We start from the raw sequence: 16,353 nt of genomic DNA, 5'->3' as shown, positions 1-16,353 counted from the left end.
GACCAAGATCATGGCTGAGTTCAAATCCGATTTCCTGCGCACCCTGCAAGAGCGTGGCTTCATTCATCAAATTTCCGATGAAACGGGCCTCGACGACCTCTTCGCCAAGGAAACCGTGACGGCCTATATCGGCTTCGATCCCACGGCATCGAGCCTGCATGCCGGTTCGTTGATCCAGATCATGATGCTGCACTGGATGCAGGCAACCGGTCATCGGCCGATCTCGCTGATGGGCGGCGGCACCGGCATGGTCGGCGACCCCTCGTTCAAGGAAGAGTCCCGCCAGTTGATGACGGTCGACACGATCGAAAGCAATATCGCCTCGATCAAGCGCTGCTTCTCGAACTACCTCACCTACGGCGAAGGTCCGAAGCAGGCGTTGATGATCAACAACGCCGAGTGGCTGCGCTCGCTCAACTACCTTGAATTCCTGCGCGATGTCGGCCGACACTTCTCGGTCAACCGCATGCTGTCCTTCGATAGCGTCAAGACGCGCCTGGAACGCGAGCAGTCGTTGTCCTTTCTCGAGTTCAACTACATGATCCTTCAGGCCTACGACTTCGTCGAGCTGGCCAAGCGCTACGATTGCCGCCTGCAGATGGGCGGCTCGGATCAGTGGGGCAATATCGTCAACGGCATCGATCTTGGTCACCGCATGGGGACGAAGCAGCTCTTCGCCCTGACCTCACCGCTGCTAACGACCTCGTCGGGCGCCAAGATGGGCAAATCCGCCAACGGCGCGGTCTGGCTGAATGCCGACCTGCTCTCAGCCTACGACTTCTGGCAGTACTGGCGCAACACCGAGGACGCTGATGTCTCGCGCTTCCTCAAGCTCTACACCACGCTGCCGATGGATGAGATCGCCCGCCTCTCGGCGCTCGCCGGCTCAGAGATCAACGAGGTCAAGAAGATCCTTGCGACCGAGGTCACGGCGATCCTGCATGGCCGTGCTGCAGCCGAACAGGCAGCCGAGACCGCACGCAAGACCTTCGAGGAAGGCGGCCTGTCCGAAAACCTGCCATCCGTCGATATCCCCGCGTCCGAACTCGAAGCCGGTATCGGACTTCTGTCTCTGATCGTGCGCGCCGGCCTGGCCGCCTCGAACGGCGAAGCACGCCGCCATGTTCAGGGCGGTGCGGTGCGCATCAACGACGAGGCCGTCGGCGACGAGCGTCGGACGATCGGCAGTGGCGAAATCACCGCCGATGGCGTGATCAAGCTGTCGCTCGGCAAGAAGAAGCACATCCTGATCCGCCCGGCCGCGTGAACCGCTGAGCGCTGCATGAAACAGGAAAGGCCGGCACACTCTGCCGGCCTTTCCTGTTTTTGACATGAGCCATCGGCTACCGCTGTCGATAGGTTCGGCGTGCCCATCCTTGACCGCCTTGTCCACCTTCACTAGCCTCGACAAATCGCGATTGGGGAGGACGGCAGATGTTTGGACTAAAGGCATTCGGGCTGGGTTTTACGTGCCTTGTAGCAGTGACCATCGCGGGCCTCGCTTCCGCGGCGGAGACGAAAATCTCCTTCAATGTCGATGGGCAAAAGGTCATCGGCACCCTTTCCACCATCGACAGCAATCCCAAGGCCCCGGTCGTGGTCATGTTCCACGGTTTCGGCGGCACGCGCGACGAATTGACAATCAAGGACACCAAAGAAGGCGTATTTTCCCGCAGCGCCCGGCTTTTCGCGGAAAGCGGCTATGCCAGCCTGAGGATCGACTTTCGCGGCTCGGGCGATAGCGACGGCAAATGGGCCGACACCACTTTCTCCGGTCAAATCAAGGATGGCATTGCCGCGGTCGACTGGCTCAAGGCCAGCGACAAGGTCGACGGCACCAGAATATCGATCCTAGGATGGAGCCAGGGCGGCCTTGTCGGCGCCCATGTGGCAAGGGCACGACCAGACGTCAAATCGGTGACCCTGTGGGCACCAGTGGTGACACCGCTTTATACCTATGCCGGCCTGCTTGGCGCGGATAGCGTTGCCAAGGGATTGGCCAGCCCGCCGGATACCGAAATCACCTCCAAATTGCCCTGGGGCGCCGATACCACGCTCAAGGCGTCGTTCTACCAGGAAATGCCGACCACCAGCACCATCGCGGCGATTGCGCACTACCCAGGCCCTCTGCAAGTCATCGTCGGCAGCAAGGATACGACCGTCACGCCGCAACCGGCATCCGGTCAGGCCCTTCTCAATTATCATGATGGCGAGGAGCGTCTGGACGTTTTCGACACGGATCACGTTTTCAGCGCATTTACCGGGCCGCAAGTGATCGATAACCATATGGTTCCGGCAACACTGGAATGGCTCAAGAAATTCAATCCTTGATGGGATCGGAAAGCAGGGAAATAACCCCATGTTCGACGAGGATTGCATCGCCATCACGTAGCACTTGAAACGGCAGTGCGTCTTGCTTGAAAAAGGTGGCCGCCCTTTCGGCCATCTCCGCCTCGCTATGGTCCGATCGATAGTGCGGCACAATCGAGAACTCGACAAGGCCCAATCCCTCCCACAGAACCGATGGCTCATATCCTTCGGCCAACTCATTGGGATCATCCATGAGGTCGATTCCCTTCAATGTCTTGGTCGCGACAACAGCGCCGGCGCTGAATCCGCCATAGACGATGCTATCCTCTTCCAGCAATCTTGCTATCAGATCGTCGAACCCGCTTTGCCTCATGGCACGGCGAAGAAGAAAAACGTTGCCGCCAAGCACCCACACCAGATCGAATTCTCTCAGCGTTTGTTCCAAGGCAGTTGAGTTTCCGAAGTATCGTCTGAGATCGAGATATTCAGGCTCTGCGCCCAAATCTGACAGTTCCCTTAGGGGACTGTAGATCGTCTCTTCGTATCTTTGCCGCGCGTCGTCGAGAATGAAGTCAAGAGCATTGGCAATGATGCCGACACGCCGCTTCCCTCGCATAAGATCGAACAAACGATCGACATGATCGCCGAGGCGATAGGAAGACAAATACATTCTCACGGAATTACACCTGGCCGAAAATCGAAACCGCCGGCAAATATATTGGCGACGAAAAGGCCAGCATGCAACGTCCGGACTATAACTGTTTCAGGCGAGATCGACGATAGCTGCCTGGCAATATAGCCTCATCAGAGCGTCGACTAGGGACCAGAGCATTTGTCCAAATATTCACGGCCTGATCCTCCGGTGAATTTTCTGCACCCGTGTGTCGGGTCGCAGACTACCCGTTCGTCCTCTGACAGGATCCGAAACTCTGGAGGTGGATTATGGATGAATTACCCGTCATCAAGACGAGAGCTAAAGGCCGAAGCGCCACGCAGAGCATGTTGATTCCAAGCGAAGATATGGTTTCCCATGCCCTCTGGGCAGCACCACCGGGTCGATTATCGGATATCGGCGAACTGCGAAAGTCGCTTGCCGAGCAATATGGCGCCGACGCCTGCTGTCCTGTCACCGTTCAGCGACATCTCGTGCAGATCAGCGAAAGCGGCGACGCTCCGTTCTGGCGTGTCGTCAATCCGGATCGACCATTCGCGCAACGTATGAGCGGCGGGCCGGAACGCATACGCCAGCGACTAGCGCAAGAAAGATAGCCTGTCCTTATGGTCTTCACGCAATGCGAAGACATCGCCTCGGCTTCGCATTGCCTCAGAACTCGAAGATCTGCCTGAAAACACCCGGTGCGATGATCGACAGCGGATTGATCTGCATGTTCGGCTTATCGAAGCTGCCGGTCAGCCGGAAGGTAATGCCGATCAGTCCGCGATCGCTGCCGTTGCCGAGGATGAAGCCCACGATCGGAACCTCGGCAAACAGGCGGTTCAGGCCATAAGCGGGCATGAAGGTCCCGGTCATGTCCATCTTGCCGCTGGCATCCTTCAGCGTCCCCTGGAACGTCGCGCCGACCTGAACGCCACGCACCACGCCATTTTCAACGGAGAGCGCTCGTCGCGCATCACCAGGCGCGCAAAGCCGCGTTCGAAATTCTGCGAACGCGTGTCGATATTGTCTTTGACAGCCGCATTCAGGCTCTTTCCATTCTTGCCGCTCGGGGTCGAAACAATGGTGGAAAGCTTCTTTTCATCGATGATGGCAAACTTGCGGATATCGAGCGAGCCATCCCAATTGTCCTGGCCGGTCGAGCGCAGCGACAGATTGAGCAGACCGCCCTTGAGATGCTTGTAGAGATCGGTGAAGCGCGCGACCGCGCCGGCGTCGCCGCTGGTGATGCGGATCACGCCATTGCTGCCCTTGCTCATCTGCGTAACGAGCGCCTCGCCGCTGCTGGTTACGCCGGAGAAATCCGCGGCCGTCGTTTTGCCGCCAGCGATCGAATAGGTCCCCTTGAGATTGCCGATCGCCTCATCGTTGAAACCGACAACCTTGTCGAGATTGACGCGAACAGTCGCGCTCGCCGAATCGTCGTCACCTCCGCTTTGTCGTCCGCCGGACGAGGACGTCTTCAACCGCGCAAGGATGGGGCGGATGTCGGCGGAGTTTCCCGACACGAGGACGTCATAGCTCCCTCCCTTGCTGTGCTTCAGCGACAATCCGAAATCATCGATTGCCGAAAGCTTCACGCTGTCGAAACTCGCGGACGACAAGGCTCCCTTGCTGATCACCAGATCACCGCTGGCACCAAAGCCGTCACCCTTCAGCGTGAAACTCTTGAGCGTGGTCTGACTGTCGGGGCCGGACGCCTCGAACTGGGCGCTTGCCGGGATGCCGACGCCCTTCGACCAACCGATCCATGGAACCGTGAGTGCCGCCTTGCCCAGATCGACCTTCACACCCTGGCGATCATCGTCGATGCGCGTCAATTCCACCTTCACGGGCCCGTCGATCATATCGCGAAGACCCGGCATAACCGTATTGCGCTGAGCATCGCTAAGCGTTGCCGTGATCACGCGACTACGCTTGACGGTCGATTTGCCGTCAGTCGGCTCGACCATATCGATCTGAGCGGGAATACCGTCGATCTGCGCCTGTGCCTGCAGATGAACCGATTGCGGATCGGCATCGATCTCGCCCGTCAGATTGGCAATCTTGCGATTGTTCATCGGCTTCAGCAGGTCGACATTGTTAAGCGTCAGCTTTGCACCCCAATCCGGCGGCGGTGGCTTCTGGTCGGCAATCAGACCGATGCGGGCGTCGACCTTGGCAACGATCTTGCCGTTAAAATCCTCAGGCTTGAACTCGGTGCGCTGAAGAACTTCCAGAGGCTTGTATGTCAGCAGTTCACCGACCGCGTCACCGGTGCCCGAAATCGTCAGGTCCAGATCGGCCATCAGGGGCTTGTCGTAGGTCGCCGGTATCGAAAAACGGCTATCGTTCAGTGTAACCGTGCGTCCCGTCGGGAAATAGGAAGTGGCAGTGGCGATCTCGACACCCATCGTCGGGCCCGTGAGGTCGAAATGCGCCTTGGTGTCGCGCAGGGGCGGTATTTCCCCGGGAACGTTGAGGCGTGCTCCGTCAATATCGAAGGCGATATGCAACTCGTTCTTGCCGAGTTGCAGCTTGCCGGTCTGCGATGCCTCCCGAAGCCGGCCAGCCGGAATGAAGACGGATATGACGGCATTCGTCACCGAACCGCCGAATAGATTGTTCTCGACCCAAACTCGCGGCTTGGAAGCCATCCAGAAGGGCCATAGCTGCTTGACGACGGTGGTGTCGAGCTTGTCGGCGCGGCCACCGAAGCTGATTTCCGGCGAGCTGTCGCCGAGCTTCATGTGCAGCGAGCCGAACAAGGCGCCCTGGGGCGTCGATATGCCGATATTGTCGAACTGGAATTCCTTGGTCGCCGACAGAAAGCGTCCTGTCGCCTGGCCGTCGAAGCTGACGGGTTTTTCTCCCGATATCGAGGAAGCGGCGGTACCTTCCTTGATCAGGAAATCGATGCCGAAACCCTTGCCCGCATTGGCGTCGACGCGGTCGAGATCGATAAGAGCGCCGGAGAACGGCACGATGGTACCCACGAAAACCGCCTTTGACGGCGCGATTTCGAGTGTCTGATGATCGAAATTATAGGCGAGATTGATATCGCCCTGCGTCAGATCCTGCGGATCGCGATCCATGTAGAGTACGCCCGGCTGGATCGCGACGGCCGTTTCCAGCTTCGGATCGGTGCCTGGAGCTCCCTTCACAGCGGAAAGCGTCACATCGGCAAAGCTCATGAGACCTTGTCGCGGGGTGCCGTTCGGATCATACGCCATCGTCAGCGGCTTGAGATCAAGATTGGAGATTTTCGCGATGAGCGAAGAGGTATGGCCGGCCTCTTGCTGCGCTGCCTTGATGTCGAGTGTCGCAACAGACCCGTTGACGGCGACCTGTCCGTACAGATGCAGTGAATTCGGTTCGTTGCGCTCGAAAGTGAGATTATCGACCACCAGAGAGATGGGATCGCCTTCCTGACGGGCCAGCTTTACCGAAAACCCGGAAATACGCACCGAATTCGTACCGCCGCGCTGCACGAAGCGTTCCAGAAAGTCGAGGTTGTCGAAGGCTGAAGTCAGCGCCTGCGGCAGCGCATCGACGCGCAATGCCGTGAGATCGACGGGATTGCCTTGAGGCAGGAGCGAAGTATCGAGTGCGATACCCTCTGCGGCAACGCTTGCCACTTCCACCCGGCCTTCGAGAAGAGCCAGCGGATCAAGTTCCATGTTAACCGTCGACATGGTCGACAGGTGCTTGCCGCTATCCTGATCAACCACATTGACGTCGCGTGCCTCCAGGGCCAGCCGCAGATCGGATGTGAAACGGACGACGGTTGCACCGACTTCAGCCTTGTAACGCGGGCCGATTGCCTTATCGAGAGCCGTCTGCGCCTTCTGGGACAACGGCTCATCGAAGATGCCGCTTTCGATCGTGGCGATCACTGCTCCGAGGATGATGGCGAGAAATGCGATGAAAACCAGCGTCATGCGGCAGACGTGCCAGACATGCGAGCGATTGCGGCTGGTACGCTCTGGCACATGCACAATCAGGGGGTCATCGACCTGAGCAGACGGCAGATGGTCGAGTGACACAAGATCCTTTTTGCGGAATGTAACCTTTTCGCCTCGGATCACTCCTGTGCGTCCCTTTCATTCTCAGCAATTTTGTTGGTGACGCTGCGTCCCATGTGGACGGCATACCTGAGCAGCATATATGGCTCAACCTTAGTATCGTCTAAAAACCCGGCAAAAGAAAGATTTTCCCGTGACGGAAGTTTCTCCCATTGAGTTGAATGTTGGCGACAGGGCCCCGGATTTCGATCTTCCGCGCGACGGCGGCGGACGGATACGTCTTGCCGATTTTGCCGGCAAGCCCCTCGTCCTCTTCTTTTATCCCAAGGACGACACAACGGCCTGCACTACCGAATCGATTTCCTTCACGGCGCTTGAGGCCGATTTCGCCAAGGCTGGCGCCGCCATTCTCGGCATATCTCCCGACACGGTGAAGAGCCATGACAAGTTCGTCAAAAAATATGCGCTCACCGTGCCGCTCGCTTCTGACGAAGAAAAGACGATGGCGACCGCCTATGGTGTGTGGCGGGAAAAAAGCATGTACGGCCGCACTTATATGGGGGTCGTCCGCTCGACCTTCCTGATAGGCTCGGACGGCCGGATCGCCAGGGTCTGGGACAAGGTCAAGGTCGCCGGACATGCCGACGCCGTTCTGGCTGCCGCCAAGGAGCTTTGACGGCATGGGCGGCAATCCAGATACGATCACCTCGCTACGCGGCGGCGCCATCGCCGCCATTCGCTCGGCAGATCTCGATCGCAAGACCGCGCTCGCCCAGGAATCCGCAACGCGCTGGTTTGCCCGCACGCTGTCATTGCGTTCGCCGCTCGACCCGCCGCTCGCCGATCGGCCCGGGCGACCGGAACGGCCCGAACTGGTGCCGCCGAAGCATATGGAAAAGCGTTCGCTGCATACGCTCAAGGGCCGTATCGCCTTGCTGCATGCAATTGCCCATATCGAGCTGAACGCAGTCGATCTTGCGCTCGATATCGTCGCACGCTTCGCCACCGAGCCTGTTCCCAACTCCTTCTTCGACGGCTGGATGCAGGTCGCCTTCGAGGAAGCCAAGCATTTCCGCATGGTGCGAGTGCGCCTGCAAGAACTCGGCGCCGATTATGGCGACCTGCCCGCCCACGACGGCTTGTGGCAGGCAGCGCACGCAACCCGCACCGATCTGACCGCCCGCCTCGCCGTGGTGCCGTTGATCCTCGAAGCAAGAGGCTTGGACGTGACCCCGGCGCTGCAGGCGAAGATGCGCGAGACCGGTGATATGGAAAGTGCCGCCGTGCTCGATGTCATCTACAATGACGAAAAAGGCCATGTCGCCGTTGGCGCCAAGTGGTTTCGCTTTCTCTGCGCCCGGGAAAAGCGCGATCCGGCCCGTGCATTCCAGGATCTGGTACGGGCGAACTTCCGCGGCGCGCTCAAGGCGCCGTTCAACGACATAGCCCGCGCGGAAGCTGGGTTGACGCCTTCCTTCTACCGATCACTGACATCTACAAGCAATGCTTGATATACTAACGCAAAGCGATTTTTCCGGCATCTAATACTGAATTAGAAAGCATTCGTTAACCATAATGCCGTGTAGTTCCAATAGATGCCAAATGGTATCAATTGGGAGAGTCTCGGTGACAGCAAGACCTCAGAACCGGGTTTTCGGCAAGCAGCAGCGGCACCACACGATCATTCTGGCGAGCGGTGACACCGTGCGTCACATGACCGTGCGCCCATGGATGGCCGCAATTGCCGTCTGCTTGGTCGGCCTCTTCTCGATCGGCTATCTCCTGGCGACCTCCTACCTTGTCCTGCGTGACGACTTGATCGGCGCAACCATGGCTCGCCAGGCCCGCATGCAATATGACTATGAGGACCGCATTGCCGCGCTGCGCGCCCAGGTCGATCGCGTCACCTCCCGCCAGCTCCTGGATCAGCAGGTCGTCGAAGAGAAGGTCGACAAGCTCATCGAGCAGCAGCAGCAACTATCGTCGCGCGGCGGCAAGCTCAATGCGCTGCTTGACAGAGCCGAGAGTTCCGGCCTTACCGACAAGAGCCCACATACCGATGTGAATGCGCAAGGGGCGAAGAACGACCATGCGCAATTGACGGCGCCGAAGGCAATCGAAAAGCTTCTCTCAGGCGGCAAACCCGCCGACGTTACTCCCGACAACTCCACACTCGCCTATGTCCCCGCCCCCGAAACCGTCGCCGACCGCGCCGACCGTGTCTTTTCGAAAGTGACGCTGTCCCTGAAGCATATCGAACAGGATCAGCTGACCCGCATCCGCAACCTTACGGCTGACGCATCGGGAACGACGAACGAGATTCAGGCGATCATGCACAATGTCGGCGTCAAGGTTCCGGACGAAGTTGCCAGTAAAGAGGATGAGGATGGTGGCGTTGGCGGCCCCTATGTCGCGCCGGAGAATGTCGATCAGTTTGAGCAGTCAATGGCCGATCTCGATACCGCCCTGACGCGATTGGAAACGGTGCGGGGAACCGCCGAAAGCCTGCCATTCAGAAATCCTGCGCCGGGCAAGCTCATCACCAGCCCCTTCGGCAATCGCAAGGACCCATTCTTCGGCACGCTGGCCCTTCATACCGGCACCGATTTTCATTTCAGCCCCGGCGAACGGATCAAGGCAACGGCTCCCGGAAAAATAGTTTCGGCGGGCTGGACAGGCGGCTATGGCAATATGGTGGAGATCGACCACGGCGACGGCATATCCACGCGCTACGGTCACATGGAGCAAGTGCTGGTCAGGGTCGGCGACAAGGTCGGCACCGGCGATGTCGTCGGTCTTGCTGGCAGTACCGGACGTTCGACGGGCACGCATTTGCACTATGAAGTTCGCGAAAACGGACACCCCATAGATCCTATGTATTTCATCAATGCCGGCACGAAACTCGCAAGCTACATTCAGGGACTCGGCGCAATTTAGCCGCCGAAGTTGTGACAAAGGCGCAACAAATGTGGCACTAATCTAAAAATTGCGTCATGAATGAACTTCGAGCCCACAGAAGCGGCTGCTTTCCTTGACTTCACGGGTATTTGGTTCTATGTCGCGCTGCATTCCGGCACGTTCTTGCGTGTCGATTCATAGTGTTCGACCGAACCAAGACGGAACTAGTTTTCCCTTTGACAACATTTGCTGACCTTGGCTTGAGCCAAAAAGTCCTTTCCGCGGTTACTGACGCGGGCTACACCACACCGACTCCGATTCAGGCCGGTGCCATCCCATTTGCGCTACAGCGCCGCGATATCTGTGGTATCGCCCAGACGGGTACAGGCAAGACGGCCTCCTTCGTGCTGCCGATGCTGACCCTGCTTGAAAAGGGTCGTGCGCGTGCCCGCATGCCGCGCACACTGATCCTGGAGCCGACGCGCGAGCTGGCGGCCCAGGTCGCCGAGAACTTCGAGAAATACGGCAAGAACCACCGCCTCAACATCGCACTGCTGATCGGCGGCGTGTCGTTCGAGGAACAGGATCGCAAGCTGGAACGCGGCGCCGATGTGCTGATCTGCACGCCCGGCCGCCTGCTCGACCATTTCGAGCGCGGCAAGCTGCTGATGAGCGCCGTCGAGATTTTCGTCATCGACGAAGCGGACCGCATGCTGGATATGGGCTTCATTCCGGATATCGAGCGCATCGCCAAGCTCATTCCCTTTACCCGCCAGACGCTGTTCTTCTCGGCCACCATGCCGACGGAAATCCAGAAACTGGCCGACCGCTTCCTGCAGAACCCGGAACGTGTCGAAGTCGCCAAGCCTGCATCGACGGCGAAGACCGTGACGCAACGCTTCGTCGCTTCGCACAGCAAGGATTATGAGAAGCGCGCCACGCTGCGCGACCTCATCCGCGCCCAGACGGATCTGAAGAACGCCATCATCTTCTGCAATCGCAAGGTGGATGTGGCCGACCTCTTCCGTTCGCTTGAACGCCACGGCTTCTCGGTCGGTGCATTGCATGGCGACATGGACCAGCGTTCGCGCACGACGATGTTGCAGAACTTCCGCGACGGCCAGATCCAGCTTCTCGTTGCTTCCGACGTCGCCGCACGCGGCCTCGACCTTCCCGATGTCGGTCACGTCTTCAATTTCGACGTTCCGATCCATTCGGAAGATTATGTTCATCGTATCGGCCGTACCGGCCGTGCCGGCCGCTCCGGTGCCGCCTTCACCCTCGTGACGAAGCGTGACACCAAGCATATCGACGCGATCGAAAAGCTGATTGGCGAGGATGTGCAATGGCTGAACGGTGATCTGTCGGCATTGCCGCCAGCCGAAGAAGGTGGGGACGACAATCGTTCTCCTCGCCGCCGCGAGCCGAAAGGCAAAGGCCGCGATCGTGATCGCAGCCCCAGAGGCCGGAGTGCCTCGAGTCATAAAACTGATATCGACGTCGAAGATAATGGCGTTGCAGTGATCGAAGCAGCACCAGCAAAGGCTGAAAGCGTGAGAAACGAGCGCAAGTCCGAGAACAACAACAAATCCAACAACGGTTCTCGTAATAACAACAACCGGCCCTTCCCTGCTGCGAACGACGACAATCGCGAGCGCCGCAACCGTTACCGTGACCATGATGACGGACCGACTCCTGTCGGCTTCGGCGACGATATCCCGGCTTTCATGCTCATCGTGGCAAGCGCCAAGGGCTGATAGCTCCCATTTTGCCGCACATCTCGGGATGTACGCATGGGCAAGCCCGGCATTGATTTCCCAGGACTAGGAACAGGTCTCGCAATTTTGCGGGACGGCAAATTATTGCTTTACAAGCGCCTCAAGGCGCCGGAAGCCGGCTTCTGGAGCATCGTCGGCGGCAAAGTCGACCATATGGAGCCTGCCGCCCACGCCGCCATCCGTGAGGCGGAAGAGGAAAGCGGCCTTTCCATCGGAAAGATCGAATATCTCTGCGCAACGGAAGTCATCGTTGCGGCGGATCGGCAGCACTGGATTTCGCTGATCTATGTCTGCAAGGATTTCTCCGGCGAGCCGCGCCTGATGGAACCGGACAAGCTCTCTGATTTCGGCTGGTTCGGCCGCGATGAGTTGCCGGCTCGACTCTCGGACTTTGCCAGGGCAACGATCGCGCATCTCAGCGAATCAGACTTTCGCTGACGCCTATTTATCGGCACGCAAGGCAGCCTCGTAAGCCAATCTCACCCAATTCGCCATGATGTCCGGGTCGTCGAAAGCATCCTCGGGTATCGACCAATAGGGCATGTTGATAGCCTTGCCCTTCTTTCCCTCATAGGCCCAGCGCCGCGCGCCGGCCGCCTCGAATTCCCCGGCGCTGACGTCATCGGCTTTCAGCAGTATCTCGTCATCGACTTCGAGCGCGAGGATGCGCCCCATGTGGTAGATCCCCTTGCCACCGAACATCCGCTTGATGGTTACCGGCCCAAGTGACTGAAACATGTCTTCGATATCGTTATTGTCCATTCCCTATCCCTTCAAGACACCGCCAGCAGCGATGACGGCTTCAGGCGTATCCACATCGAGATGTGCCGCTTCACCGATATCGACGTCAAGAACCGGCAGCCCGGATGTCTCGATGATATGTCGCGCGCCGACATCGCCCTCAAGGCGCATGACGGCGTTCAGCACGGTACGTGGCAGGATCACGGGGTTGCCACGCTTGCCAGCCGATACCGCCCGCACGATCGCGTGGCCGCCAGCCCCGCGAAAGGCTGCAATCAGGCTTTTCAGATCGTCGCTGGTGACGCCGGGCATATCGGCCAGCATGACAAGAACACCATCCGCGCGCTGGGCGGCCGCTGTGCCGACACCTGCGACCAGAGAGCTTGCCATGCCGGATGCATAATCCGGATTGTATACCTGCTCAAGAGCAAGACCACTTAGTGTCTGGTCGATCTCGTCGCGGCGGTGCCCCGTCACGACAATGACGGCAGATACTCCACTCGCAACCGCAGTCGAGGCGGATCGACGAACCAATGGTACACCCTCGAATTCCGCCAGCAGCTTGTGCAAGCCGCCCTCGCCCATACGGCTCGCCCTGCCCGCTGCCAGCAACACCACCGCAACCGATATCTGCGAGGCCGGCTTGGCGGCGATATCGCGTGGCCGGGGCCGCGACTGAATTTCCATCAACAATCCTCCAACACCCATGCCGCTGATATCCTGGGGTGTCGGTTGTTCGCCGGCTAAGATACGATCCAGCACCCAGTCGAAACCATTTTCCTTTGGGCTGCGCGCACATCCCGGCGCTCCGACAACATGGACATCACCAATTCTTCCCAGCACCAGCAAATTACCAGGGTCCACGGGCATACCGACCTGAATGACCTCGCCGCCAGCAAGCCGGATTGCTGCCGGGATGACATCGCCGGCATCGATGACGCCGATGCGCCGAAAACAATCATCAGCTTCGGTAGCCGGTCGGGAGCTTCCAGCGCGCGACAGATCGCGTCGGCAACCGCATTCGCCCGGTGGGCGACACGCTCTTCCCGCTGTAATGTGCTGCCGGCGAGCTGCAGCCGTTGCGATAGAACGCGCGTCGTCTTGTCCATGACATTGGTCTTCAGCGATGGTAGCTCCGTGGCGACCAGCGACACGGCATGCGCCTGGAATGGCTTGACTTCGAAGACGGGCATCAGCCTCAGGATCTCGATGCCGGCCGCGACCTTAGATCCTGAAACAGCCAGTGGAATGATCTTGAAAGTCGCCACCATATCGCCCGCACGCACCGGCACATGATCGGCGAGACAGGCGAGCGTGATTGCCGGGTCGACAGCATTCAACCGATCCACGGCCATTCGATCCGCGACAAAGAGACCATCGACAGCGCTATAAATATTGACGCGACCCGTCGTTGCCTCCGAGAAGGTTAAATGATCGGGGGCAACCGCGCGCGCGAGCTGCTCTGCTGCCTCGTCCTCCATCAGATCGCCAAGTTCGATGCGCGCAGCGATAACATGGTCGATCCCGGCGGCCACCAGACGCTCGATATCGGCACGGTTCAGCCTGTAACCCTTGGAAAAGCCGCTGTCGGATAGCCGAACAGAATGCGCGAGAACCACCCCCTCGGCTTCAACCGTCTGAAACTCGCCGAAGATCATGGTCTTGCGCCCTTGGGCAACGACACATCGCGACCACGAAGAGAACCGATTATTTCGGCCACAATGGCAACTGCAATCTCCGCCGGGTTTGAGGCACCGATTGCAAGACCGATCGGGGCGTGGATGCGGACAAGATCTTCCTCCGTCAGTCCCTCCCGCTTCAAACGCTCCAGTCGGCCGGCATGGGTCTTGCGGCTGCCGAGCGCGCCGACATAGAAACAGCCGGTCCTCAACGCCTGCATGATCGGCTCGTCGTCGATTTTCGGATCATGTGTTACGGCCACTAGCGCCATGTAGCTATCGAGCGGCCGTTCCTTGAGCGCATCCGCCGGCCAATCGGCAATCAGGTCGATACCCTCGAAGCGTTCCTGCGTCGCAAACGCCGTGCGGGGATCGATGATGGTGATATCAAAACCGGCAAGCGTCGCCATGCGCGCCAGAACCTGGCTGATATGTACGGCCCCGATGACGACGATGCGCGGTGGCGGCAGATGGACGTTCAGGAAAAAGCTCTGCCCCTCGATTTCCACGGCCGACGACCTGCCCGACCGGAATGCCGAGGCAACAGCATCGGCCATCACACCTTCCAGCCTGTCACCCTCGACAATCAGCCTGTCCGCGCCGCCCGACAGGTCAGTGACGAGGATCGCCGCTTGCCGCCCATGCCGCAACGCATTCAGCCGCGCCAGTATCTGACGATCCATCAGGTCAGCCTTTCCACGTAAATGCGGATTCGGCCGCCGCAGGAGAGACCGACGCGCCATGCAGTCTCGTCGGCGACGCCGAATTCGAGCATTTGCGATTTGCCTGTTGCGATAACATCGAGCGCCTCGGTGATCACGGCACCTTCCACGCAGCCACCCGAAACCGAACCGTGAAAATTGCCTTCGCCGTCTATCACCAGATGGCTGCCGGCTGGTCGTGGTGCCGACCCCCAAGTATCGATGACCGTCGCCATGGCCACGTCACGACCCGCCGACACCCATTCCTCCGCGATGACAAGCGGATCCAGGCTTTCGAATATGTCTGACATCGGAGCCTCATGACTTACTGAGAAACCGGCGGGGATCGTAGGCATCCGCGCGGCCGGCGGTGAGAGCCGATACGAGATCGGCCAGAGATAATAGATTGTGAACCGGACGGAATTCGTCAACATGCGGCAGCATGGCTTTTACGCCGCGAGCGCGCGCCTCGAAGCCATCGAAGCGCAAGAGTGGATTGAGCCAGATGAGCCGCCGACAGGAGCGATGCAGACGATCCATTTCCTCGGCGAGCTCTTCCACGCCCTCACGCTCCAGCCCGTCGGTGATCAGAAGCACGATCGCGCCCTGCCCGAGTACCCGGCGCGCCCAAAGCCGGTTGAATTCCCTCAGCGTCTCGCCGATGCGCGTCCCTCCAGACCAATCGCGCACCACCGCGGCGCACTCATTGAGCGCCTGATCGGGATCCTTGTGGCGCATGGCCCTGGTAACGTTGGAGAGCCGCGTACCGAAGAGAAACGTATGTACCCGCCGACGCCGTTCGGTCAGCACATGCAGGAAATGCAGAAAGATGCGCGTATATTGGCTCATCGAACCGGAAATATCCGCCAGCACCACCAGCGGCGGCTGAATATGCTTAGGCTGCCTAAAGCGCGGTAGGATCAAGGTTCCCCCGGTGCGCAGGGCAGATCGCATTGTTGCACGCGGATCGATCTTGACTGGTCTATGCGAGGGTGCAAAGCGGCGCGTACGGACGCGATCCAGCGCAGCCTCAGCTTTGCGAGCTCCTTCTTGGCAACTGCGATCTCAGCCGCCGACATCTGCGCAAAATCCAGCCGGCGCAGCACATCGCTGCCTGACGTCGTGAAGCGGGTATCAATCTCGATGCCGGGAGTTTCGCGTTGTGGGCGCCAGTCTTCGCGACCATTCGACAGGACATCACCCGAGCGGGTCTGATCGGCATTCGGCCTTTTGACGTCGCTGCGATCCAGCGCCTCCGACGGTATCATCGCGATCATCTTTGCGACGAGATCCCGAGGGCTCCAGAACAGCCGGAACGCCTCGTCGAAAACCGCCAGATCGTCACGCCGCTTGACGAAGACAGAGCAGAGAGCGGCGTGAAACTCCTCGCGCGAGCCGATGTGGATCGCTTCCACGGCTTCAATAGCATCCACAATCGCGCCGGGGCCGATCTTCAGTCCGGCCTTTCGCAGCGCACGCCCGAAAAAGACGATATTGTCTGCAAGACGTCCATCACCGGTTGGTGACTGCGCGACGCCGATGCCATCTTGCTCACCCGGTTCCATA

At 59.2% G+C, this 16,353-nt stretch carries 12 protein-coding genes and 3 pseudogenes; 8 read left to right on the top strand and 7 right to left on the bottom strand.

Annotated elements, in window-relative coordinates:
- Nucleotides 1-10 precede the first annotated feature (10 nt).
- Nucleotides 11-1,267, top strand: coding sequence for a tyrosine--tRNA ligase (gene tyrS / locus BSK43_RS20470; protein ID WP_077472733.1), 1,257 nt, complete (start codon nt 11-13; stop codon nt 1,265-1,267).
- 167 nt (nt 1,268-1,434) lie between these two features.
- Complete coding sequence (locus BSK43_RS20465; RefSeq protein ID WP_077472732.1) at nt 1,435-2,331, top strand: alpha/beta fold hydrolase; 897 nt, start codon at nt 1,435-1,437, stop codon at nt 2,329-2,331.
- Here BSK43_RS20465 and BSK43_RS20460 read toward each other — a convergent pair.
- Entirely contained in the window at nt 2,321-2,980 is a 660-nt protein-coding gene (locus BSK43_RS20460) for a Type 1 glutamine amidotransferase-like domain-containing protein (protein ID WP_246662682.1), read from the bottom strand. The genes BSK43_RS20465 and BSK43_RS20460 overlap by 11 nt on opposite strands.
- 272 nt (nt 2,981-3,252) lie before the next feature.
- Between BSK43_RS20460 and BSK43_RS20455 the strand changes: the two genes are divergently transcribed.
- Entirely contained in the window at nt 3,253-3,579 is a 327-nt protein-coding gene (locus tag BSK43_RS20455) for a hypothetical protein (RefSeq protein ID WP_077472730.1), read from the top strand.
- Nucleotides 3,580-3,634: 55 nt separating this feature from the next.
- On the opposite strand, the pseudogene BSK43_RS20450 reads toward BSK43_RS20455, so the two are convergent.
- Nucleotides 3,635-7,053, bottom strand: a pseudogene (locus BSK43_RS20450) (DUF3971 domain-containing protein).
- Nucleotides 7,054-7,183: 130 nt separating this feature from the next.
- Between BSK43_RS20450 and BSK43_RS20445 the strand changes: the two are divergent.
- The 5 genes from BSK43_RS20445 (at nt 7,184) to BSK43_RS20425 (ending at nt 12,104) form a co-directional block, all read left to right on the top strand.
- Nucleotides 7,184-7,666: a peroxiredoxin gene (locus tag BSK43_RS20445; RefSeq protein ID WP_077472729.1), complete on the top strand. Its 483-nt coding sequence runs from the start codon at nt 7,184-7,186 to the stop codon at nt 7,664-7,666.
- 4 nt (nt 7,667-7,670) lie between these two features.
- Nucleotides 7,671-8,501 carry a ferritin-like domain-containing protein gene (locus BSK43_RS20440; RefSeq protein WP_077472728.1) on the top strand — a complete coding sequence of 277 codons (831 nt, stop codon included), beginning with the start codon at nt 7,671-7,673 and terminating at the stop codon, nt 8,499-8,501.
- 115 nt (nt 8,502-8,616) lie between these two features.
- Nucleotides 8,617-9,927 (top strand): peptidoglycan DD-metalloendopeptidase family protein, encoded by a 1,311-nt coding sequence (locus tag BSK43_RS20435; RefSeq protein ID WP_077472727.1) that lies wholly within the window; start codon nt 8,617-8,619, stop codon nt 9,925-9,927.
- A gap of 197 nt (nt 9,928-10,124) precedes the next feature.
- A complete protein-coding gene (locus BSK43_RS20430; RefSeq protein WP_077472726.1) occupies nt 10,125-11,645 on the top strand; it encodes a DEAD/DEAH box helicase in 1,521 nt (506 codons plus the stop codon).
- Between the two features lie 36 nt (nt 11,646-11,681).
- Nucleotides 11,682-12,104: an NUDIX domain-containing protein gene (locus tag BSK43_RS20425; protein WP_077472725.1), complete on the top strand. Its 423-nt coding sequence runs from the start codon at nt 11,682-11,684 to the stop codon at nt 12,102-12,104.
- 3 nt (nt 12,105-12,107) lie between these two features.
- Here the strand turns inward: BSK43_RS20425 and BSK43_RS20420 are convergent, their stop codons facing one another.
- From BSK43_RS20420 to BSK43_RS20400, 5 genes and pseudogenes are all read right to left on the bottom strand, one after another.
- Complete coding sequence (locus BSK43_RS20420; RefSeq protein WP_077472724.1) at nt 12,108-12,428, bottom strand: TfoX/Sxy family protein; 321 nt, start codon at nt 12,426-12,428, stop codon at nt 12,108-12,110.
- Nucleotides 12,429-12,431: 3 nt separating this feature from the next.
- Nucleotides 12,432-14,065, bottom strand: a pseudogene (locus BSK43_RS20415) (molybdopterin-binding/glycosyltransferase family 2 protein).
- Nucleotides 14,062-14,769, bottom strand: coding sequence for an XdhC family protein (locus BSK43_RS20410; RefSeq protein ID WP_077472723.1), 708 nt, complete (start codon nt 14,767-14,769; stop codon nt 14,062-14,064). The pseudogene BSK43_RS20415 and the gene BSK43_RS20410 overlap by 4 nt, the downstream one beginning before the upstream one ends.
- Complete coding sequence (locus tag BSK43_RS20405) at nt 14,769-15,098, bottom strand: XdhC family protein (RefSeq protein ID WP_077472722.1); 330 nt, start codon at nt 15,096-15,098, stop codon at nt 14,769-14,771. Before BSK43_RS20405 ends, BSK43_RS20410 begins: the two co-directional genes overlap by 1 nt.
- Before the next feature lie 7 nt (nt 15,099-15,105).
- A pseudogene (locus tag BSK43_RS20400) lies at nt 15,106-16,352 on the bottom strand (VWA domain-containing protein).
- Nucleotide 16,353 lies beyond the last annotated feature (1 nt).

Origin of the sequence: Rhizobium sp. P44RR-XXIV, from assembly GCF_001999485.2 — a bacterium.
Taxonomy (GTDB): Bacteria; Pseudomonadota; Alphaproteobacteria; order Rhizobiales; family Rhizobiaceae; genus Rhizobium.
Note: the sequence above shows the minus strand (reverse complement) of the source record. Positions and strands in the feature narration are given on the sequence as shown.